This window comes from Enterobacter sp. ECC-219, from assembly GCF_043966805.1.
Lineage (GTDB): Bacteria > Pseudomonadota > Gammaproteobacteria > Enterobacterales > Enterobacteriaceae > Enterobacter > Enterobacter cloacae_N.
In genome coordinates this window covers 3,794,512-3,816,295 of record NZ_CP143680.1, presented here as the reverse complement: position 1 = coordinate 3,816,295, position 21,784 = coordinate 3,794,512, and the positions used below count along the sequence as shown (strand labels likewise).

The 21,784-nt window shown below is 49.8% G+C and carries 20 protein-coding genes and 1 tRNA gene; 12 read left to right on the top strand and 9 right to left on the bottom strand.

Annotated elements, in window-relative coordinates; genetic code table 11:
• Positions 1-148: 148 nt before the first annotated feature.
• On the bottom strand, positions 149-643 hold the full coding sequence (locus tag V1603_RS18175) for a thioredoxin family protein (protein WP_024359916.1): 495 nt from the start codon (positions 641-643) through the stop codon (positions 149-151).
• Positions 644-831: 188 nt separating this feature from the next.
• Between V1603_RS18175 and V1603_RS18170 the strand changes: the two genes are divergently transcribed.
• The 12 genes from V1603_RS18170 (at position 832) to hxlB (ending at position 11,541) form a co-directional block, all read left to right on the top strand.
• Complete coding sequence (locus V1603_RS18170) at positions 832-1,680, top strand: DMT family transporter (RefSeq protein ID WP_049112351.1); 849 nt, start codon at positions 832-834, stop codon at positions 1,678-1,680.
• Between the two features lie 130 nt (positions 1,681-1,810).
• Positions 1,811-3,034, top strand: a complete 1,224-nt coding sequence (locus V1603_RS18165; protein ID WP_049112349.1) for a MalY/PatB family protein — start codon at positions 1,811-1,813, stop codon at positions 3,032-3,034.
• A 34-nt stretch (positions 3,035-3,068) separates the two neighbouring features.
• Positions 3,069-4,421: a glutathione-disulfide reductase gene (gene gorA, locus V1603_RS18160; RefSeq protein WP_064375575.1), complete on the top strand. Its 1,353-nt coding sequence runs from the start codon at positions 3,069-3,071 to the stop codon at positions 4,419-4,421.
• A 90-nt stretch (positions 4,422-4,511) separates the two neighbouring features.
• Entirely contained in the window at positions 4,512-5,273 is a 762-nt protein-coding gene (dsbG, locus tag V1603_RS18155) for a thiol:disulfide interchange protein DsbG (protein WP_049112396.1), read from the top strand.
• 223 nt (positions 5,274-5,496) lie between these two features.
• Entirely contained in the window at positions 5,497-5,808 is a 312-nt protein-coding gene (locus V1603_RS18150; RefSeq protein WP_072351805.1) for a hypothetical protein, read from the top strand.
• 198 nt (positions 5,809-6,006) lie between these two features.
• Positions 6,007-6,975, top strand: a complete 969-nt coding sequence (locus V1603_RS18145) for a sugar-binding transcriptional regulator (RefSeq protein ID WP_015697025.1) — start codon at positions 6,007-6,009, stop codon at positions 6,973-6,975.
• 419 nt (positions 6,976-7,394) lie between these two features.
• A complete protein-coding gene (gene gatA, locus V1603_RS18140) occupies positions 7,395-7,844 on the top strand; it encodes a PTS galactitol transporter subunit IIA (RefSeq protein WP_047611334.1) in 450 nt (149 codons plus the stop codon).
• Between the two features lie 18 nt (positions 7,845-7,862).
• Complete coding sequence (locus V1603_RS18135; protein ID WP_024359913.1) at positions 7,863-8,156, top strand: PTS sugar transporter subunit IIB; 294 nt, start codon at positions 7,863-7,865, stop codon at positions 8,154-8,156.
• Positions 8,157-8,180: 24 nt separating this feature from the next.
• Positions 8,181-9,434 (top strand): PTS transporter subunit IIC, encoded by a 1,254-nt coding sequence (locus V1603_RS18130; protein WP_020439340.1) that lies wholly within the window; start codon positions 8,181-8,183, stop codon positions 9,432-9,434.
• 24 nt (positions 9,435-9,458) lie between these two features.
• Positions 9,459-10,103 (top strand): ribulose-phosphate 3-epimerase, encoded by a 645-nt coding sequence (gene rpe / locus V1603_RS18125; RefSeq protein ID WP_049089944.1) that lies wholly within the window; start codon positions 9,459-9,461, stop codon positions 10,101-10,103.
• 109 nt (positions 10,104-10,212) lie between these two features.
• Positions 10,213-10,965, top strand: coding sequence for an SDR family NAD(P)-dependent oxidoreductase (locus tag V1603_RS18120; RefSeq protein WP_015697030.1), 753 nt, complete (start codon positions 10,213-10,215; stop codon positions 10,963-10,965).
• A 15-nt stretch (positions 10,966-10,980) separates the two neighbouring features.
• A complete protein-coding gene (gene hxlB, locus V1603_RS18115) occupies positions 10,981-11,541 on the top strand; it encodes a 6-phospho-3-hexuloisomerase (RefSeq protein ID WP_049112345.1) in 561 nt (186 codons plus the stop codon).
• Positions 11,542-11,592: 51 nt separating this feature from the next.
• Here the strand turns inward: hxlB and V1603_RS18110 are convergent, their stop codons facing one another.
• From V1603_RS18110 to V1603_RS18075, 8 genes are all read right to left on the bottom strand, one after another.
• A complete protein-coding gene (locus V1603_RS18110) occupies positions 11,593-11,877 on the bottom strand; it encodes a DUF3892 domain-containing protein (protein ID WP_049112343.1) in 285 nt (94 codons plus the stop codon).
• Between the two features lie 260 nt (positions 11,878-12,137).
• Positions 12,138-13,649 (bottom strand): sugar ABC transporter ATP-binding protein, encoded by a 1,512-nt coding sequence (locus tag V1603_RS18105; protein ID WP_238076213.1) that lies wholly within the window; start codon positions 13,647-13,649, stop codon positions 12,138-12,140.
• Between the two features lie 19 nt (positions 13,650-13,668).
• Complete coding sequence (locus V1603_RS18100) at positions 13,669-14,649, bottom strand: substrate-binding domain-containing protein (RefSeq protein WP_049112342.1); 981 nt, start codon at positions 14,647-14,649, stop codon at positions 13,669-13,671.
• Between the two features lie 41 nt (positions 14,650-14,690).
• Positions 14,691-15,716 carry an ABC transporter permease gene (locus V1603_RS18095; RefSeq protein ID WP_032693575.1) on the bottom strand — a complete coding sequence of 342 codons (1,026 nt, stop codon included), beginning with the start codon at positions 15,714-15,716 and terminating at the stop codon, positions 14,691-14,693.
• Positions 15,713-17,161: a xylulokinase gene (gene xylB, locus V1603_RS18090; protein WP_072351807.1), complete on the bottom strand. Its 1,449-nt coding sequence runs from the start codon at positions 17,159-17,161 to the stop codon at positions 15,713-15,715. Before xylB ends, V1603_RS18095 begins: the two co-directional genes overlap by 4 nt.
• Before the next feature lie 759 nt (positions 17,162-17,920).
• Positions 17,921-19,171, bottom strand: coding sequence for an integrase arm-type DNA-binding domain-containing protein (locus tag V1603_RS18085; protein ID WP_049112341.1), 1,251 nt, complete (start codon positions 19,169-19,171; stop codon positions 17,921-17,923).
• Between the two features lie 161 nt (positions 19,172-19,332).
• Positions 19,333-19,408, bottom strand: a tRNA-Asn gene (locus V1603_RS18080).
• A 164-nt stretch (positions 19,409-19,572) separates the two neighbouring features.
• Complete coding sequence (locus V1603_RS18075; protein WP_116338914.1) at positions 19,573-21,762, bottom strand: TonB-dependent siderophore receptor; 2,190 nt, start codon at positions 21,760-21,762, stop codon at positions 19,573-19,575.
• Positions 21,763-21,784: the final 22 nt, after the last annotated feature.

Sequence of the window (21,784 nt, the reverse complement as noted above, 5' to 3'; positions counted from 1 at the left end):
GCTTTCTTTACGCGAAAAAAGCCCTGCTTAGATGCAGGGCTAAGGGCATTGTTGCTATGGTTTATTTTTATTATTTCCCTGGCATTGCTCAACTTCCAGGTTTATTACCTTCAAGTTGAGATTCAATTAATTTAACTTTAACGCTCTCTTATTTTCCTGGAAAAATTGAAGTCACTTCGCGGGCGGTATCGACCAGAAGCTCACCGTTTTTGTACCTCTCGCTCACTTCTCCATTGTTGCCGGTAGCATTTTCAGGTCGTTCAATAAACTGCCCCAGCGGAGTCGCGTTCTCATCCAGTACCACGGCAAACGGAATTTTGACTTTATCGACACCAAAGTGTGCCTTAAAGACGGCTTCAGCCTTGTCGCGGGTGATAATACCCAGACGTATTGCCGGCGCTGACGCGGCAATGGCATGGATTACAGGCAAGTTTTTATGGCAGTCGGGGCACCACATTTCAGCAGCTACCAGAATGCTGTACGAACCCGGAAGTTGCGAGAGCTTACTAATGACATCGTCAGGTAATGCCTCGTTGGCAAGCCCCTCAAAATGCCGTAATGCATTGCGGTCTTCTTCTGCTCCGCTGCCAACAAATTCGTTATAATCTGATGCTGCTTCGAGCAGTACGTTGAAATCTTGCATATGTTCTCCTTTGTTAGTAACGGGGGCTAAGGCTTCACATAAATCTGGCAATGATAAAGGCCAATTCTCCATGCATGACCTGAAAAGGCGTACCATTTTAGTGTCTGGCTGCCATAAGTAGATATTGCCATCCTACCTACTAATTGATAGATTATCACGTAATTTGTTAATTTTGAGGCGTCACGCTGATGGGGCGGTCTGTTGGATTCAAGATAGTGATAGCAATGATGGCATTCGCAGCCAATTCTGTGCTCTGTCGGATTGCGTTGAAAGGCGAACATATTGACCCGGTGACGTTCAGTGACCTTCGCCTGATGAGCGGGGCGGTGGTCTTATTACCACTGTTGTTGAGACGTGAGGGGAAAAAGCAGGGCGTCTGGAGCTTGAAAAGCGGGTTCTTTCTTATGGCCTACGCCCTGTGTTTCTCCCTTGCCTATATCCATTTGGATACAGGAACAGGTGCTTTGCTCTTGTTTGGCGTTGTGCAACTGGCGATGGTGGCCCATGGCCTTTTCCATGGGGAAAGGCTGTCTTTTTCCAGAGCAACGGGGCTTGGGCTGGCTGTAGCCGGCATGGCTGCTCTTCTCTTACCTGGTGCCAAAACGCCCCCCTTGGGCAGCGCTGTTCTGATGGCGCTTTCAGGCCTTGCCTGGGCGGCTTATACCCTCTGCGGAAAGCGCTCTCCCAGCGCAGCGCAGGCCACTGCGGCAAATTTCATCCTTGCTGTACCTTTTGCCCTGGTGTTGTCGCCGTTCATTAGCCAGGGAGCGCACTTCGACGGTATCGGAATTCTCCTGGCAGTGCTCTCTGGTGCGGGTGCTTCTGCCGGAGCCTATGTGCTGTGGTATTCACTTTTACCTCGTCTTGAGTCTGTTGCAGCCAGTACGGTTCAGTTGAGTGTGCCCTGTCTGGCGATGCTGGGAGGCGTAACATTTTTGGGCGAGTCACTGAGCCTCAGAATGGCATTTTCAACGCTGGCAGTCCTTGCGGGCATTATGTTGGTGATCAAGGCACCGGGGCAGAAAATACGGCACTGATATCAACGTGCCAGTCATGACTTGATCACTCTGCAAATGGTTTTTTAGGTTTTAAAGCAAAGGAATATCTAATCGTTAGCAAAATCAGTGACGCTGTGACCTCTTTGGATAAACTAATCGGGTAACCTCTATGAAATACGATTTTGATGAAGCAGTGGACAGGGCAGGGACAGACAGCTTAACCGTCGACGGCTGGCGTGAATATATGTTTGGTGCCCATGAAGGCCCCGCGCCGGAAGTACCGGCCAATGGTTTTATAAACCTCTGGGTAGCAGATATGGCTTTTTCCACCCCCGAGCCGGTGCTTGAAGCCATACGTTCCCGGTTAGATAAAAAAATTCTTGGCTACACCCGCATTTATGACAGGGATTACTATGAGATTTTTGGGGCCTGGTGTGAAAGGAATTACGGATATCGGTTTCAGGAAGAAAGCATTGTTTTCTCCCCTGGTATTATCCCTGCGCTTAACCGATTGGTGCCGTTACTGACCCACGAAGAAGACAGCATCCTCATCCTGACCCCTTCTTACGCACCGTTTAAAAAAGCCGGAGACTATAGCGGTCGTCGCGTCGTCGATTGCCCGCTTAGAAATAACGAAGGCCACTGGGCGGTAGATTTTGAGGCAATGGAACAAGCCCTGAGCGATGAGCAGCAGCGAATTAAAGCCTTCTTTCTCTGTAACCCGCATAATCCCACCGGGCGAGTTTGGCGACGTGATGAGTTGCAGAAAATGATAGCGTTATGCCTTAAACATGATGTGTGGGTTATTTCTGATGAAATCCACTGTGATTTATCCCGCTCGGGTGTCACGCATATCCCCGCCGCGTCAATTTTTCCTGAAAATCATAAAATTATCACCTGCATGTCGACCAGCAAAACGTTCAACCTGGCGGGTAACCTGCTTGCAAACATCATGATCCCTGATGCCTCAGTGAGAGCCGAATGGCTTCGCCTGCATGATGATTTTATCTCTCCGCTGAGCCTGGTGGCTAACAAGGCCGCCTGGTCCGAGTGCGATGAGTGGTTGACTCAGGTCAGGCACTACATTGACGAGAACTTCCGTTTTCTGCAGGACTACCTGGGGACATATCATCCGCTGGCCCGTTTTATCATTCCGGAAGGGACTTATCTTGCCTGGATTGATATCTCTCGTTTGGTAGATGTCAGTAATCAGGAAGAGGTAACCCTCTTTTTTGCCAGACATGCGGGTGTATTGCTTGAAGGGGGGCAAATGTTTGTCAGTAACGGCGACGGGCACATCCGCCTTAATCTGGCTTGTCCACGCGCTATGCTTGCTGAGGGGCTCAACCGCATAAGCAAGGCATTGAGTGCGAGTTCTGGCGATGCTACCTGAACGATGACCGCAGCGATGCTGCCTGGAGAACAAAATGACGAAACACTATGACTATATCGCGATTGGTGGTGGTAGCGGTGGTATCGCCTCAATCAACCGTGCGGCGATGTATGAGCAGAAATGCGCTTTGATTGAAGCGCGGGAGTTGGGCGGGACTTGCGTCAATGTGGGGTGTGTACCGAAAAAAATAATGTGGCACGCTGCGCAAATCGCAGAGGCCATTCATCTTTATGGCCCAGACTATGGCTTCGATACCACATTAAACCGCCTTGACTGGGCTAACTTGCTAAAAAACCGCAGTGCCTATATCGATCGTATTCATACTTCATACGAAAATGTGTTAGGTAAAAACAAGGTAGATGTCATCAAAGGTTTTGCCCGGTTTGTGGACGCGCATACGGTGGAGGTCAACGGGGAAACGATTACCGCTGACCATATATTGATAGCCACCGGTGGTCGCCCTAGCCATTCCTCTATTCCGGGAGCGGAATACGGAATTGATTCAGATGGTTTTTTTGCGCTTGAGGCGCTACCGGAGCGCACTGCAGTTGTTGGTGCAGGCTACATTGCTGTTGAACTGGCAGGTGTTCTCAATGCATTGGGGTCAAAAACCCATTTGTTCGTACGTAAGCATGCGCCTTTGCGCAGTTTTGACCCGTTGCTCACAGAAACACTGGTTGAAGTCATGAACGTCGAAGGCCCAACGTTGCACACCCAAGCGATCCCCACTGCAGTGGTCAAAAACCAGGACGGCAGCCTGACACTGAAGCTGGAAGATGGTCGTGAACAAACGGTTGACTGTTTGATCTGGGCGATTGGCCGTGAGCCAGCCAATGACAAGTTGAACGTTGAGATGGCGGGTGTTGAACTCGATGAAAAAGGGTACGTCAAAGTTGATAAATATCAGAATACCAACGTGCCGGGTGTTTACGCGGTGGGTGATAATACCGGTGCGGTTGAGTTAACACCGGCAGCTGTTGCTGCGGGCCGTCGCCTTTCAGAACGCTTGTTTAACAACAAGCCGGATGAGTATCTGGATTACAACAATATCCCCACAGTCGTCTTTAGCCACCCAACAATAGGTACCGTTGGCCTGACTGAACCCCAGGCGCGTGAGGAATATGGTGATGATCAGGTGAAAGTTTATCAGTCATCTTTTACCGCCATGTACACCGGCGTGACGCGTCATCGCCAGCCATCCCGCATGAAGCTGGTATGTGTGGGGTTGGAAGAGAAAATCGTCGGTATCCACGGTATCGGTTTAGGCATGGATGAAATACTGCAAGGCTTTGCTGTTGCGCTGAAAATGGGAGCAACGAAGAGAGACTTCGACAATACCGTGGCAATTCACCCAACTGCGGCAGAAGAATTTGTCACGATGAGATAATGGTGAGTAGTGCCATTTAGCACGTGACGGGAGGGCTGGAGGTTTGTTAAACAACGGCCCGTAATGAGTACGTATTATATTGAGATAAGAATGAACAAATACATCCTCGCGTTATCTGCTGCACTTATCGGCTCGCAGGTTCAGGCAGCAACGCCCGCAGCGCTTCCCGCACCGATCAAGCAGTTGGAAAAACAAGGTATAGAAATAATCAAACCCTTCACGGCTCCCGGTGGGGTTCAGGGCTGGTTGGGAAAATATCAGGGAACGGGGGTGACAATTTATCTGACCCCCGATAAAAAACATGCCATATCAGGTTATATGTACGATGAGAATGGAAGTAACCTCAGCGAACAGGTCATAAAAGAGGAGATTTACATCCCTGCTGGCCGCGAGATGTGGAAAACACTGTCCAAAGCTGCCGGTATCACGGAAGGCAGCAATAATGCAAATTGTCAGATTGTCGTGTTTGCCGATCCTTTTTGTCCTTACTGTACAAAATTCAGACAGGAAGTGCAGCCCTATATTAAGGACAATACAATCGCTTTGAAAACGCAGTTAGTGGGTGTCATGCAGCCCGACAGTGGCCGTTACGCGGCTGCGATATTGTCTTCTGAAAACCCCGCGAAGGTCTGGCAGGATTTCGAGTTGTCGGGTGGCAAAAACAAGCCTGCACTTTTGGAGAAAACGCCGCAGCCGATTTTCTCGCAGATCCAATACAACCAGAAATTGATGGAAGATGTGGGGGCAAGCGGTACGCCAGCAATTTATTATCTTAACCACGCCAACATGCTTCAACAGATCGTCGGTCTGCCGGACCAGGAACAGATGGCCAATCTTATAGCGTGTAAATAGTTTCTGAGTCACTGGCTGCGAAATGGGTAAATTCACACATGGATGTGGGGATTTTATGAGTACACCCCTTAAAATCCTATTTTTATCTTGTGCTTATGTGGCTATCAGATCTTTTCGCTATGTGTTTTGTACTGCTTTAGAATGGCGCAGCGCAAAGTGAACGGATTGAAATGTAAATCAGCTACCCTAACTAACGAAACCCGATGCAACCTGGAGAAAAGACATGAACAGAGCTCAATTGTTTTCTTATCTTTTTTTAACGGGATTTTCCGTTATAGCGTTTGCCTGTCAGGGAGGTGAAGGCGGGAAAGGCGGAACTGGAGGAAAAGGGGGATCCGTGGTAATCGGTAATCAAAACGGTGGGGCTGGTCTTAATGGAAAAAACGGAAAATCTGGGATGAATGGTTGTCCCGGTGGAACTCAGGCCACACCAGATGGGCATTTTTATCTGCGAGGAACACATGAGCAATGTAACCCGTTTCACGCCAAAAAACAGAAATCACAGGCCACAGCGTCACTGATTGAGAGCACATAATGTAAAGCCTTGCCACCGTCTAAAAAACTCTGCTCTCTTCACCCATTATCATCAGATGTGTCAGCTATCACACCGCCAAAAGATAAGACTCATTTGCTCATGTCAAAAGAGCAGGTAAAAGTGTACTCTTATGAGTAAATTGCAGGGGTAACAGTTTAACTCAGCTGATATTGTCTTTGGATGAAGATGGAATGCTCTATGCCTAAACGTATAAAAAACAGCCGCTGGTCAGGTTACGATCCCCGCTATATCTATTCTCTCGTCGTCCGACGTTACTTTGTTGAGATGAAGACCAAAACTGAGATTGCTGAAGAACTCGAGATTTCGAGATTTAAAGCGGCGCGTCTTATCGATGAGGCAATAAAGGAAGAGTATGTGAAGTTTCTCTTTCCAAAGCAGCAACTGCTTGACGAAGAGATCGCACTTAATCTCTGCGGAAAGTATGGTCTGCAGAAGGCAATCGTGCTTTCCGTGTCAGAATCCTGGTCCAATCAGGAAGAACTGAATGAGAAGCTGGGGGGTATCACTGCAAGTTATCTCAACAATAATCTCGCTGAGGGAATGAAGGTTGGTATTGCCTGGGGACGCGTTTTATCCAGCACAGTGAGTCAACTCACCAGCTTGCCGGCATTAGATGTTGTTCAGCTATCTGGCGTTCATCCCGGCATTGAATTTAGCCAGGGTCCGATCGACCTTATCCACAGACTGTCGACTATCTCTCAGGGCAAGGCTCATCCTATGTATGTGCCGATGTGGGTGGATGATGAAAGCCTGGCCCAAAAACTGGCCAGTGATCCGGCTGTGGTGGATACCCAACAATATTATTCTCAGCTGGATGTTGTCATCACCGGTATTGGCGCCTGGAAAACGGGCTCATCCAGTTTGTGTGATATTTTTCCCGAGTCGTGGCAAAAAAATCTGTTTGAGAAAGATATCGCTGCGGATGTCTGCATTACTCTCGTTAACAGTAAAGGCGAGATCCTTGATAGCCCGATGAGCCGTCTTGGGTTTGGTATTTCAACCGAACAATTGCGTAACACGAAAACCGTGATTGGTGTGGCGGGGGGAGAACAGAAGTATGAAGGCATCGTCGCTTCCCTCAAGTCAGGCCTTTTAGATGTGTTAATCACTGACTTCGATACTGCGGTGAAGCTTGTCAATTCCTGATTGAAATAGATCCCGGAACATCAGCAACAGGGGCGTAGCCCGCGCCCTTGATCACCTTCCTCTCAGGCATGCATTAGGCACTGCTATCAGTCATTCAGTAAACCCTCATGACTTAGATCAGAGCATGGCCAAATCCTCTGACATAGGTCAGTTCGCATATATAATCCTTCAAAAAATCTATTATCCGTCTGATTTATAATAAAAATTTTACTTCCCCTCTCCGGTTGACTTGATTGATCTAAAAGATGAATTACTCGATGTTGCTCATATGAGCAATTATTTGCGTGCACTTATGCATTTATTTTGTGATCAGCTTATAACTTTTGCATGTTTTCTGTTTGCGCGGAAAATTGGCATGCTATAAATGCTCATGTGATCGATTGTGTTTGCTCTAATGAGCAAAAAAGCGAGGTGAAAAGGTGAGTACAGTCGCTATTAATGTTGCAGATGGTGCAGCATTCAAAAATTACGATGAGGTGCTGCAGCACATCCATGAAAAGCTGTATTCAGAAGGGATAGTGAAAAAGACCTATCTGGCAGCACTGCGCGAACGCGAAGCCATGTATCCAACCGGTATTTTGCTTGATGGTTATTCTGTGGCGATCCCACATTGCGACAGCAACCAGGCCAACAGCCCGTCGATTTATATTATTCGCTTACCTGAACCGGTTCAGGTTGATCAGGCTGATGGCGACGATAAATTGTGGGTCAAACTCATTATCAATTTGGTCGTTACCGATCCGGCTAATCAGTTGCAACTGCTGAAGGCCCTTTTTAGTAATCTTCAAATGGAAGACTTTTATCAAAATTTACTTGAGCTTCCTTCCGAGAAAGCGCAGGCACTTTTTATTTCCACCGTCATGCAATAAGAGTTCAGGAGCATAATGATGATTAATATCCTCGTAGCCTGCGGGAGCGGTGTCGCAACGTCAACTATCGCTGCTGATGAAGTGAAATCCGTGTGTACAGAATATGGCATTACTCAGTTCAAAATAAATAAATGCAGCATGTCAGAACTTCCTTCTGAATTACAGAATGCTGATGTGATTTTAACCACGAATAACTACAAAGGTGATATCGGAAAACCGCATATGAGTGTGGCCGGGTTTATCACCGGGATTAATGAAGCTGTGTTACGAAAAAAACTAGGGGATTTATTAACAGAGCTGGCTAAAAACTAATAAGAAAACACAGGGGATGACAAGATGGACATGTTAAAAAACATAATGCTAACGATAACAAGCATGGGGGCAACGGCAATCCTACCACTTGTCATCTTCATTTTGGGTTTGGTTTTCCGCATGAAAGTCGGTGCTGCCATTAAGTCTGGTATCACCGTGGGTATCGGTTTTATTGGTTTAGGTTTGGTTGTTAATCTGTTGAGTACATCCCTGCAGCCGGCAATTGCCTACTATTCAAAACTGGGAAGCGGATTCACTGTGGCTGATATCGGATGGCCTGCGGTGGGCGCGGCCGCATGGGTGGCACCCTTTGCCGCTTTAGTTGTTCCAGTGGGTATTATTCTTAATTTGCTACTTGTTCGGCTTAAATTAACCAAAACGCTGAACGTTGATATCTGGAATTATATGCACTTCCTGGTTCCCGGCGCGCTGGCCTATTTCGTGTTTGACAGCTTCTTTATCGGTTTTGGCGTGGCAGTCGCACTTAGCGTTATCGCTCTGTTTATTGGCGATTTAATTGCTCCCCGTTGGCAGAAATATTATGGCCTGGAAGGGACGACCTGTACCACCATGATCCATATAGGCTGGACATTACCTTTTGCACTGCTGGTCAATAAAATTATCGACCTGATCCCCGGCCTGAACAAGCTCGACGTTGATTTGGAGAGCGTACAGAAACGTCTGGGTGTGTTTGGTGAACCCGCTATCATCGGTGTCATTGTAGGTTGTCTGCTTGGACTGCTGACGAAACAGCCTGTGACCACTATTGTCCCGATGGCAATGGGGGTGGCTGCGGTAATGGTGCTCCTGCCTAAAGTGGTGGGTGTCCTGATGGAAGGACTGTCTCCAATTGGGAAAAGTGCCAAAGAGATTATGCAAAAGCAGATGGGTAAAGACGCCGAACTGAACATCGGTATGGATTGTGCCCTGGCACTGGGCGACCCAGCGACCATCACCGTCACCGTTATCACCATTCCGTTGACCATGCTTTGCGCACTGATTTTACCGGGGATCATGATTTTCCCCATCGGCGTTCTGATGTCAATCATCTATATGACAACCATGACCGTAATGGCCAGCAACGGAAACGTCATCCGCTCAATTATTTCAACCTTACTGTTCAGTATTGTCGTGATGTATTTAGGAGGGTATGTGGCTCCGGGTGCAACCCAATTCCTGCATGGCGCAGGCGTCGGCTTGCAGGGGCAGGGTACTGACTTTGTACTGACTGGCCCGTGGGAAGTATTGACGTATTGGTTGAGCACTGTATTCCATTGATTTTAAAAATGAGGTTTGCTTACCATGGCACAGATTTTACCATCAATTTTTGGCGCGAATATCTTAAGTCTGCAAGATGAGCTCCGTTTTTTAGAAGAAGAGAACACTGAAATATTGCATGTTGATTTAATGGATGGAACCTTCGTAAATAATATTGCCTTTGGGCCGAATCAAATTTCTGCAATGAAAAAAGCCAGCAAAATGACTTTCGACGTACACATGATGCTGGCTAATCCTGAAAGACATATTGATGATGTTATCAATACTGGCGCAGAAATGATCTCAGTGCATTATGAATCAACGCCGCATGTGCATTTTATTTTACAGAAAATAAAAAAGGCCGGGCGAAAAGCCGGTGTGGTCATCAATCCGGGTACGCCTGAAAGTGTTCTGGAATATTTGTTGGACGATATTGATTACATCCTGATTATGACCATTAACCCGGGGCAACCCGGGCAGACTTTCATCGAGAAAAGCCTCGAGAAAATCAGGAAAACCAGAGAAATGATTGCTGGCCGACACATTCAAATTGAAGTCGACGGTGGCGTTAATCTGGAAATAGCGGAAAAAGTACAGGAGGCGGGTGCTGATTTAATTGTTGTCGGTGGCGCATTATTTAATGACAACCCTAAAGCAAGCTATCAGGCATTAAAGTCTGTCATGCATTAAGTATCCAACATACATTCACGCGCTCTTAATTGAGCGCGTAATCATTATGTAGACCGCAGACGTGGGGGATTCCTCTCACGTTAAGTACAAAGATTCAGGAGAACAACCGATGAGTCATTTTGAAGGTAAAGTTGCGCTAATTACCGGTGGTGCGCATGGGATTGGTAAAGGAATTGCAAAACAATTCGCCGAACGCGGTGCGCATACCGTCATTGTCGATTATAACGAGGCTAATGGCATCAAAACTGCGCAAGAACTGACCTTTGGCAATGTTAAATCGCTCTTTGTCAAAACGGACGTCTCTGATCCGCAGGCACTGGCTGAAGTGCGCAGAAAAGTTATCGAAACTTATGGCCGTATCGACATTCTGGTTTTGAACGCAGGTGTCGCTTTTGCCAATAAAGTCAAAGACATTACTTTCGAAGAGTGGAACAAAACACTCTCAATCAACCTGACGGGTTTATTCAATACGGTCAAAGCATTTTACGATGACTTCTTAACTAACCAGGGTTCAATCGTTTACATCTCCTCCGGTTCTGCGCTGTCAGGTACTGGCGGGGGGGTGAGCTATCCGGCCAGTAAAGCGGGGGGGGAAGGTCTTATTCGTGGTCTGGCGAAGGAGTTGGGTCCAAAAGGTGTTAACGTCAACGCTATCGCGCCGCGTCTTATCGACACCGGCGAAATGATGCGTGTTAATTACCCGACGCAGGCAGATTTAGACGCAGTACTGGAGAAAATTCCGGTTCGTCGTCTGGGCACAATCGATGATGTCGCAAACCTGGCCATCTTCCTTGCTGATAAGTCAAATTCTTACATCCAGGGACAGACGATCCTCATGGATGGTGGCCGTACAATTGCCTGACCGGAGGAAAAGAAAATGGGTGTTCAAGAAAATACTGTCAGTATTCTCAGGGAACTAGAACAAAACGCGCTCAATATCGACAATGATCAGGCACAGCATTTTATCGGAAAGATCCGCAATGCGAAGCATATTTTCCTGCAAGGTGCAGGGCGCAGCGGTATTGCCATCCGCGCGTTCGCTAACCGTTTATTGCATTTAGGCTTCTCGGTCAGCGTAGTTGGGGAAATTTCATCACCTCATACGAAAGCGGGTGATTTGTTAATTATTGGTTCAGGCAGTGGCGAAACAGGCAGTCTCAAGAGCCTTGCGCAGAAAGCCGTTGAGTGTGGTGTCGACGTGGCGCTGGTCACCATGAAAAAAGACTCTGCGATTGGCCAGTTGGCCAACTGCGTGCTGGTATTACCGGGAACGGTCAAAACTGAAAACGATCGCACTCTGGGCCAGTTTTCGCAGCCAATGGGTTCCTCTTTCGAGCAACTCTGCTTTATCACCTACGATGCCATCGTGCTTGAACTCATGGACCAACTGCGTGAAACCAGTGAAACCATGTTTAAACGACACGCTGATTTTGAGTAATGACACTGAGCGCTTCGCTGGAAGCGCTCATTCGCTTATAACATCGCATAATTAAAAAGTGGGCAAATTACCCAGGTCATCGCATTTGGTATCATTAGGATCAGTCGTGAGATAAATCCCATCAATAACATGAACCATTGCCCCATAAACCCACTTGTCATTCACGTAGTTAATTGTTTGAAAGCTTGTCTTACCGGCATTTATCAACTCAGCGACAAACTGACGCGAGTTAATTGATGCGTCCTTCTCCCCATTACCGGCTTTGATGATTTTAACGTACTGAATGTGTTGCCCTGCATTGTCTCTGCGTACACCCGAGATGTAAAAGTCTGCCATTTCTCTTGCCCCTGCTGCGCTATGCCGTATAGCCACTTTGCACAACTTAATATCTGCCCTGTTGCAAATATGCCAATGACAGATTGCACAATTTTTCCACTCATTTTGCGCCAGCGCTCAGAGCCTGTATGCGGGGTAACTCACTTGATGCAATTTGTTTGGGTCTTCTGCAGGAGGGCAGCTATAACGTTAATCAAATGCTGAAACAAAAACGGCCAGCTTAGCTGGCCGTTGGATGCGTTCTGTTCGGAATGAGTGCTCTAAGCCTGGGCTTCAGCATGCTCCCATGCGGCTTTGCGAAGATCTGCGGGTTTAAGGTCGCGTGCAGGAATGATCACACCATCGCATTTACCCTGTCGGAACACCGTAATGGTATCTGCCACGTCCAGCAATTCCTCTTCCTCACTCGATACCACGATGACGCAGCAGCCTTTATCTGCCAACTGATGGATGATGCGATAAATATCCGCTTTTGCCCCAATGTCGACGCCTTTGGTCGGCTCATCCAGCAATACCAGATTGGCGTTTTGCGCAATGACCCTGGCGAGCAGAACTTTTTGCTGATTGCCGCCGGAAAGCGATTTAATCGGTCCGCTCAGCGTTCCCAGCGTATTCATCTTGCTTAGCAACTCAGCGGCGGCCTGCTGCGCAGCGCTGTGACTGACAAATCCGCCAGAACGGAATTTTTTCAGAACCGGCAGCATGGCGTTGGCATAACTCGACATCTGAGGAATGAAGCCATCTTTTTTACGTTCTTCTGTCAGGTAAGCAATCCCCTTATCAATGGCTTTTGCCGGTGAAGAAGGATGGTATTCTTTGTGACCCAGCCGGATGTCACCACCGGTAACGGTTTCCAACCCAAACAGCGTCTGGCACAAGCGCGTTCGGCCTGCGCCGGCCAGCCCGTATATACCCAAAATTTCCCCGCGATATGCCTCAAGGTTGATGCCTTTCAGGCGATCAGTCTGCAGGTTTGTGACCGAGAGCCAGGGTTTGCCCATCGCGCCGCGGATCAGACTACGGCTGTTAGACGGCGCCTGATAAGCATTTGCATCGCCCACAATAGCGTCAATGATGGCGCTTTTGCTCAGCGTCTTTTTGCCTTCGTTATAAATCACTCGGCCGCCGCACATGACGGTTGCTTCATCACAAACACCCAACACTTCGTCTAATTTATGAGAGACCAGCACTACGCCAATCTGCTTTTCGCGTGCGATACGTTGTACTGCCTGCAGCAGTTCTTCTGCCTGCGCACCTTCCAGCGCGGTCGTCGGTTCATCGAGGAAAAGAAAACGGGCGTCGCGATCAAGGTTAGAAACCACTTCCAGCATCTGCTTTTCAGGATGTGACAGATTTTTGACCAGCGCGGTAGCGCTGAAACTCAGATGGTAATCATTTAGTACTTTCTCGGTATGCGCGATCATACTTGCATCATCTATAAAGCCACTGCCTTTACGACATTCACGTCCGAGAAAAAGGTTTTGCCAGACGCTCATGCCGGGAATGAGACGGAGTTCCTGATACACACAAGCAATACCTTTGTTGAGTGCATCCCGTGGCGAAGCAAGGTGCACCGGCGTTTCGCCGATCATCAGCTCTCCACTATCCTGCGTGTTAACGCCCGCCAGGATTTTCAGTAGCGTTGATTTACCCGCCCCATTATGGCCAAAGAGGCCGTGGATCTCGCCAGGCTTTACGCTGAAATCCACACCGTGGAGAACCTGCACACCCGAAAAACCGATTTTGACCTGCTTCGCCACATAATTCATCATTCTTCGCCTTTCACTTAAGTCAGTATGCTGAACCCATTACCGATGCTGCGTTGTCTTTGGTGACCAGCAGCGGTGGGTTGTTGATCATGGCTGGAACCTGTTCACCGTTCAGACTCTTCTTGGCATTTTCAACCAGCAACTGAGCCAGTTTAACCGGCTCCTGAATCGCACCGGCTTTCAATATGCTGTTGTTCTGAACGGCTTTGACGCCTTCTTTATCCACAAACGCATACAGCTTCACTTTGTCACTGACCCCCAGTTGCTGGATTGCCGCCAGTGACCCGAGCGCGGAAGGTTCGGTGTCTGAGTACACGACGTTAATTTCTGGCCTGCCCTGCAGCATTTCAGTGGTGACTTTCAGGGAGGTTGTTTCTTCTACTTTGCCATTGACCAGCGCGACGAACTTAATGTTTTTGTTGGATGCCACGGCTTCCTTGAAGCCTTCATCACGTGCATTTGCGGCAATGGATGTTGGTTCTCCCACGATACCCACTGTCGCCGTGCCATTTTCACCAATGTCTTTCAACAACTGCTGGCCAATGAGCTTGCCGCCTTCACGCTGATCGGTCTGAACACCTTGAACCAGCGTGACGTTTTGCTGCTTCATCCCCTCGGTATCCGGAAGGATGTTGATGGCAAACGCCGGAATTTTTGCCTGATTAAGCTGGTTTATGATCGACACGCACGGGCCTGAGGAGACGCAGTTCACTGCGACCGCATCCACCTTCTGTTCAATGAAGTTCTGCACCTGCGAAAGTTGCTTGGCATCGTCATTATCAGCAATCGAAATTTTTACGTTCAAGCCCTGTGCCGCTGCATTGTCTTCAAAGCTTTTTTTCATGGCAACGTAATAAGGGTTGGTGAGGTTCGGCAGCGTAACGCCCAATGTTTTTTTGCCGGCACCCACGGTGCTTTCAGTATCCTCACGGTTACAGCCGGCGAGCATGCAGGACAGTGCGACTATCGCTGCACCTGCGGTGATTGTGGTACGGAGTTTCATGTTTATCTCCTGGATATATGTAGGTCAGGGTTTAAGAAGCGTTATTGTTGTGTTTTGCGTGACTTCCTGACTTTGAGCCAGGGGATCACGATTTTTTTCGAGGTACGTAAGGTATCGAAAGTGACGCCGAACAGGATGATCAGGCCGATGACCAGCGGCTGCCAGTAGGCACTGACGTTCAGCACGTTCATCAGATTCGATATTGAGGCAATAAGCATGGCGCCAATCATCGCGCCGATAAGGCTGCCAGTGCCGCCAAACAGACTGACGCCACCTACCACCGCACCCGCTATTGAGAAGAACAGTTCGTCACCACGGCCCGCCGTCGGATAGCCTGTCATCAGACGCGATCCATAAATCAGGCCGCCGCATGCCGCACAAAGCCCGGAAATTGCATACACCAACAGGGTGATGCGTGGAATGCTGATCCCCGATAAGCGTGCAGCATCTGCGTTACCGCCTACCGCATAGATGTGAGTCCCGGTGATGGTGCGGCGCAGGAAGATGACACCAATAACAATGGCCAGCAGCAGCGCTATGACAGGGAACGGAATACCCAGCGGTTTTGACTGACCGATGAGGCTGTAACCAATTTGCGTCACGCGTATCGATTCGGCGCCGGTGATAATTTGTGGTATGGATGCCGCAACCCCCATCATCGCAAAAGTGACAATGAATGGCGGCACGCCGGTGCGTTCGATTATCAGACCATTTACCAGCCCACTCAGCGCACCCACCGCCAAAACGATGGGTACGGCAAGCTGCCACGGAATGCCAAATTTCTCCATCAGCAAAGCTGCAACCACGCAGGTCATCGCCACGATGGAGCCGCAGGAGAGGTCGATACCCCCGGTCAGCAGGACAAAGGATTGTCCCAGGCAAAGGAAGCCGATGACCGCGCCGTTCAGAAGCAACACCATCATGTTCGAAACAGTCAGGAAGTTAGGCGTGGCGATAAACCCGCCCAGCATGACCAGTAAGAAAACAACGGCGATACCCGCTTCTGCAGGGACTTTGAGCGGCTGCTTAGGCGGTTTGATTTTTGCAGGGGTAGTTATTGAACTCATTGCAGCTCTCCTGATAATGCATTGGCATAGGTAACGTAAGCGTCCAGGACATGGCGCGCATCTTGTTGTGGCTCGGCCACTTTCTCAAGCGGCACACTCCAGCGATCGGCCATTTCAATATTTGTGCATCCCAGCACGGCAGCAGCAGCCTGAATGGCTGCACCCGCGGCTGCCGTTTCACCCACCGGAGAAATCCAAACGGGCTTGCCCGTCAGGTCAGCCAGAATCTGACGATAGGCTCGTGACTTTGCGCCGCCGCCGGTGACAACAATGCGACCGTCGTCAGTGAAGCCATGTTGTTTCAGTACCAGACCGCCCGCCAGAAGGCCGCACAGTACGCCTTCCACGGTGGCGCGAGCCATATCCTGCATCGTTGTGGTGGTACGTAATCCGCGCATGTGTCCCGTGGCGTCAGGAAGGTTGGGGGTGCGCTCGCCGTCCAGCCACGGAACAAGCTGAAGACCGTTGGCGCCGGGTGGCGAACTCAGCGCGAGCTCGTCGAATTCGTCAGGGGTAACGCGCAGCATTTTGCGAAATGTATCGGTGACTTTGGCGGAGTTCAATGTAGTAATCATGGGGATAAAGCGATCGGCCGCATCGGCATAACCGTTGATGGTGCCGGTGCTGTCGGTAATCCCTTTCCTGGTGATGCCATATAACGTACCGCTGGTCCCGATAGAGATACCGGTATCACCGGTTTTCAGGTTCATACCCAGTGCGGCAGACATGTTATCGCCGGTCCCGACACCCACGATTGCACCCGCCAGTTCCTCCAGCTCAGGCATCAACTTCACCACGCCTGCAGGTTGATGCGACGGGATGATAGTGGGCCAGCGGGAAATCCAGTCAATTTGACTGTTAACCACCGCTGCCAGCTGTGGTTCCCAGCTATTGGTGAAGGGGTTGAAGTAACCCGTACCGGATGCCCCGCCGCGCTCGCACACAAAGCTACCGCTCAGACGGTAAACCAGATAATCAAACGGCAGCATGATGCGGTGGGCTTTTTCCAGCAGCCCCGGATAATTTTGTTCTGTCCAGGCCAGTTTAGAAATGGTCATTGCTGGCCCCGGAACGGAGCCCGTCAGGCGTGCCCATTCTTCCGGAGCAATCTTCTCGCACAATTCACGCGCTTGCGGTGCAGACTCCGTGTCATTCCACAGCTTCGCAGGACGCAGCGGGCGATCGTGATTATCAAGCATGACGAGGCCGTGCCCCTGGCCACCGACAGCCAGACCTGCAATACGTGGCCACCATTGTTTTAATTCAGTGAGCGCGGAGACTAATGCATCCCACCAGGCTTGCGGATCCTGCTCACTACACGGCGGTGTGGTCGGTGGATGCAACTTACGAGCCTGTGCGATCACCTTGCCATTTTCAAGACTACGCAGCATGACGGTACAAGACTGGGTGGAGGAATCTATACCCGCAACAAGGTCCTGTTTCATTGAACTACCTCTGAACTATCGTTAAGAAATGACAGAGCTGAAAGCGATAACTGAATGACAAGCAAACTGGGTTATGGTTTTAGATACTCAGTTTTGTGCTCATATGATCAGTTTTGTTTGCTCGTTTGTAAGATATAAACAATACCCACCGTAATAAATTCGTCAATTGTCGTGTTAAGGGAACGTTACGTAGCTCTCACTTTTAGTTTCACCTGGCAGCTCTGATGGTTTGTTCGTTTGAACAGTGAAATAACCTTGATTTTTTGCGGTCAGGTAGAAATTAGCTCTGAGCTTGATCTTCTGTATGGAGTTTAAGATTGTTTATTTTGGCAAGGGCAGTTATTTGAAGGGGTTTTATTTGCAAATAATCAAGTGAGATGAACGTGCTGGGGATGTGATACAGAAAGCTCATAATAAATGGTCTCAATGTTTAAGAGACGGTTAATAAAAGCAATTCCCCGCATACATTGGCAGTATGCCATGGTTTATCCGAAATCAAACGGCACTATGATAATAACCTCAGGGGGGATTGTTGAGTTAAATGAACTTTTCGCCTCAACCAGATCTTGTTTCCACATTTCTGATGTTACCGAGATATCCTGCGGCAAAAAATGCGTGGTGAGAATGCCTATCTGGCTATGAGAAATGACTGTGGACCGATCATTTCTATGGCTGTTTATGCAAATTAAAACAGGGTCCATTAGCTGAACCCTTTTTCAAAATTACCAATTAGTCACATCCTAAGGTTCATACCATCTGCTACTGGCGGCCCCTGACATAGGGTGGCACGAATTCCTCTCTGCATCTGTCCAAATAATCTGACCACCATTGCATCATCGCTTTACGGGCATCGAGATATTCTGCTTTATGGATGTAAGCCGCTCGAACGCTGTTACGCTCCTGGTGACTCATCTGCCGTTCAACCGCATCCTGCGCCCATAGGCCAGACTCCATCAGGGCACTACATGCCATTGCCCGAAATCCGTGGCCGCAGATTTCATCTTTTGTGTCATAGCCCATCAGGCGTAGCGCCTTATTGACCGTGTTTTCGCACATCGGTTTATACGGATTATGATCGCCGGGGAATATAAGTTCCTGATGTCCGGATATTTCCCGTATCTGTTTCAGAATAGCAATAGACTGACAGGAGAGTGGAACGATATGTGGAGTACGCATTTTTGCACCACGGCCAGAGTAGCGGACGCCGGGGATGGACTCGCGAGTGGCAGGAATGGTCCAGATTCTATTTTTGAAATCGATCTCAAACCAACGGGCGAAACGCAGTTCGCTGGAACGGATGAATAGGTGAAGGGTGAGTGAGACAGCCAGGCGGGTTAACTCTCGTCCTTGCTTGTAGTCCTCAATGCGTGCCAACAGTTCCGGTAGTCGCTCCAACTGAAGGGCGGGGTAATGACGTTTAACTGGCGGGGCGATGATACCCTCCAGATTTGCCGCGGGATTGTGCTCTATCAACTCCTGATGCACAGCATGACGCATTATGTTGCACATATGCTGCCGGGTACGTGCTGCGACTTCCAGCAGACCTTTTTTCTCAATGCTTTTCAGCAGGTCGATAAAGTGACGAGGTTTCAGTTCAGCTACCGGCAAGTGTCCAATCACAGGGAATATATGATTGTTCATGCTGGCAAGCAGGCGGGATGCGTGGTTCTCAGACCATGTTCGGTTGCTGTTATGCCACTCCAGTGCCACATGTTTGAAGGTTTTTTCTGGTGTGGAAGTGGTTCTTTCAGCAGAGCGCTGTTGTGCTGGATTGATATTTTGCGCGAGGAGTTTACGGATACCATCACGCTGTTGACGAGCATTAGCTAAAGACACGTCAGGGTAGGCGCCTAAGCCAAGGCGAGATTCTTTTCTATTGATACGATATTTGAGATACCAGAGACGTGAACCGCCTGGATTAACCAACAGGTACAGACCATGGGAATCGGAAATTTTGAAGGGTTTAGCGGATGGTTTTAAGTTGCGGATTTTTGTGTCGTTAAGAGACATTTGGGGGTCACTCCGTCATCGAACCAACATGACCCCAAATCTGACCACCAAATTCTCCCGATGCGGAGAGAAAACTAAAAATACATCGGGAAGATTTTTCGCGCTAACTTATTGAATCTAAATCACATAAGGATTCGCAAAGAGGCATGAAAACAAGAATTTGGCTCCTCTGACTGGACTCGAACCAGTGACATACGGATTAACAGTCCGCCGTTCTACCGACTGAACTACAGAGGAATCGTGTGAACGAGGCGCATAGTAACGACCTCAGTACGCCTTGTCAAAGGGTGAAAACGCGCTTTTTGTTCGTTTGCCGACAATTTCAGCAAATCGCTGATTTTATGGCAAATTTGCGTTCAAATTGCACAATAAAAAGCGCCGCCCGCAGGCGGCGCGCAGGATCAGAACAGTACGGAGTAGTTCAGACCAAACGTACGACCGCGGCCTTTATAGGTATACAGGCCCGGTGCACCGTAGGTTGGGCTATACAGCCCCGGCGCGCGCTGGCCCCAGGCGGTGGTGTAGTCTTTGTCCAGCAGGTTTTCCACGCTGAAGCTGACCTTACCCACCGGCAGGGCGTAGCTGCCCAGGAAGTCGACCGTGTTATAGCCATCAATCTTCTTGCCGTCGGCGTCAGACACGTCAAAGGTCTGCGTGCTCTGCACGCGCAGGGTCCAGTCGCCCGGCGCCCAGTTCACCCATGCGCTGGCTTTTGACGGGCTGGCGCTGTCGACCGTCAGCTTCTCCCATTTCCCGTTTTCGCGGGTTTCAGACTTGATGGCGTTAAAGTTCGCGCCGGTGCTCCAGTCGCTGTCGGTGAAGAAATAGTCCACCTGGCCTTCAATCCCGTAGATACGACGCTTGTCGTCTTCGAGGTTGATGGTCATATCCGTCTTGTTGATGGTAATGGTTTTATCCGAGAGCGAGTAATACGCCGCGACCTGCGTGCGCAGGTTGTCGCCGGTGTAGCGCCAGCCCAGCTCGTAGGCGTTGACCTTAATGCCGTCCAGCGTTGAGTCGTTGACGTTTACGCTGTTCAGCAGGCGATAGTGGCCGTTGCTGAGCTGGTAGGTGCCGGAGCCGTAGTACTTCGCCAGGTCAGGGATTTCAAAGCCCTGGGAGAAGTTAAACCACAGCTGCTGCTGTTCGGTCAGGCGACCGAGGATCCCGGCGTTGAACAGGAAGTTGTTGTAATCGGTTTTCCCGCCCGGCACCGCGTCGGCGGAGGTGGCTTTTCCGGTGGCGATGGCCTGCTGCTGGGTGTAGCCAACAAAGTCATCCACCTTGTTTTCGGTGTACTGATAACGCACGCCACCGCTCAGGGTGATGGCGTCAATGTCGTAGCTCGCCTGCAGGAACGGAGCGAGGTTGGTGATGCTGTAGCCCGGGTAGCGGCCCACGTTGTAGGCGTTGTCCAGCTCCATGCCGCCGCTCGCTGCGGCTTTGCTCAGGTTAAAGAACTGCTGGTTGGCATCGAAGGTTTCGTGGTCGGCATCCACACCCCAGGTCAGCGTCAGATCGTCCACCGGCTTGCTGTTCAGCGTCAGCTTGCCGCCGTAAAAATCGGTTTTCTGCTGCGACGCGCCGATGCTGGTTACCACGCCTTTGGTCAGAGTCGGGAACGGGTAATAGGTCAGGCTCTCGTCACGATAGTAAATCTGCGCGACCAGGTCCTGGCCCCAGAAGTCGGTATTGGAGTACTGCAGGTTAATCAGATGGCGCTCGGTTCCCGGCACGCGGTCAGAGTCGAGATTATCCTTGTTGTACGCGGTGGCATCGCCCGTTACCGCCGAGAAGTTCTTCCCGAGGTACAGCCCGTGCTTGCCGTCGGACTCGCTCTTGTAGTACTGCGTCGTCAGCTGCAACTGCTGGTGATCGTCAATGTTGATGGTGCCCGTGCCCATCACATCAATACGGTCGGAATACTGGAGGCCGGTCTGGGTGTTATCGATAATCACCTCGTCGCCGTTGCCGTCATACCAGCCGCCGTAGCGCTGATAAGAGACCGACAGACGGCCGGACGCGTTGTCATTGCCGCCGCTTACGGCTGCCGATACGTTCTCATCGTGGTCGTTGTGGCTGTTAAAGCCGGTTTTTGCCCCGGTCTGGAACTCAACTTCGGTCTCCGGCTGGCCCTTTTTGGTGACGATGTTCACCAGGCCGCCGGTGCTGCCGCCGCCGTACAGTGACGTGGCGCCTGAGATGACTTCGATGCGGTCAATGTTGAACGGGTCGATAGAGTCCAGCTGGCGGCTGTCGCTGCGGGACGAGTTCAGGCGCACGCCATCCACCATCACCATCATGGAGCGGCCACGCAGGTTCATGCCGTAGTTGGTACGCCCCTGGCTGCTGACGTCCATACCCGGGATCAGCTGCGCCAACACCTCTTTAATCTCTTTTCCGCCCTGAACCTGCTGCTCGATCTCAGACCGCTCAATGACCCAGGTGGTCTGCGCCATCTCGGCAACGCTGCGGTGCGCGCGGCTGGCAGAGACCACGATATTTTCTTCCTTTTGTTCTTCCGCCCACGCAGAGGTAGAAAGCATTGCAAGCAAGCAAGGATTTAAAACCCAAAGATGAGAACGTTTCATTGTTATGTTGATCCTGATTGTG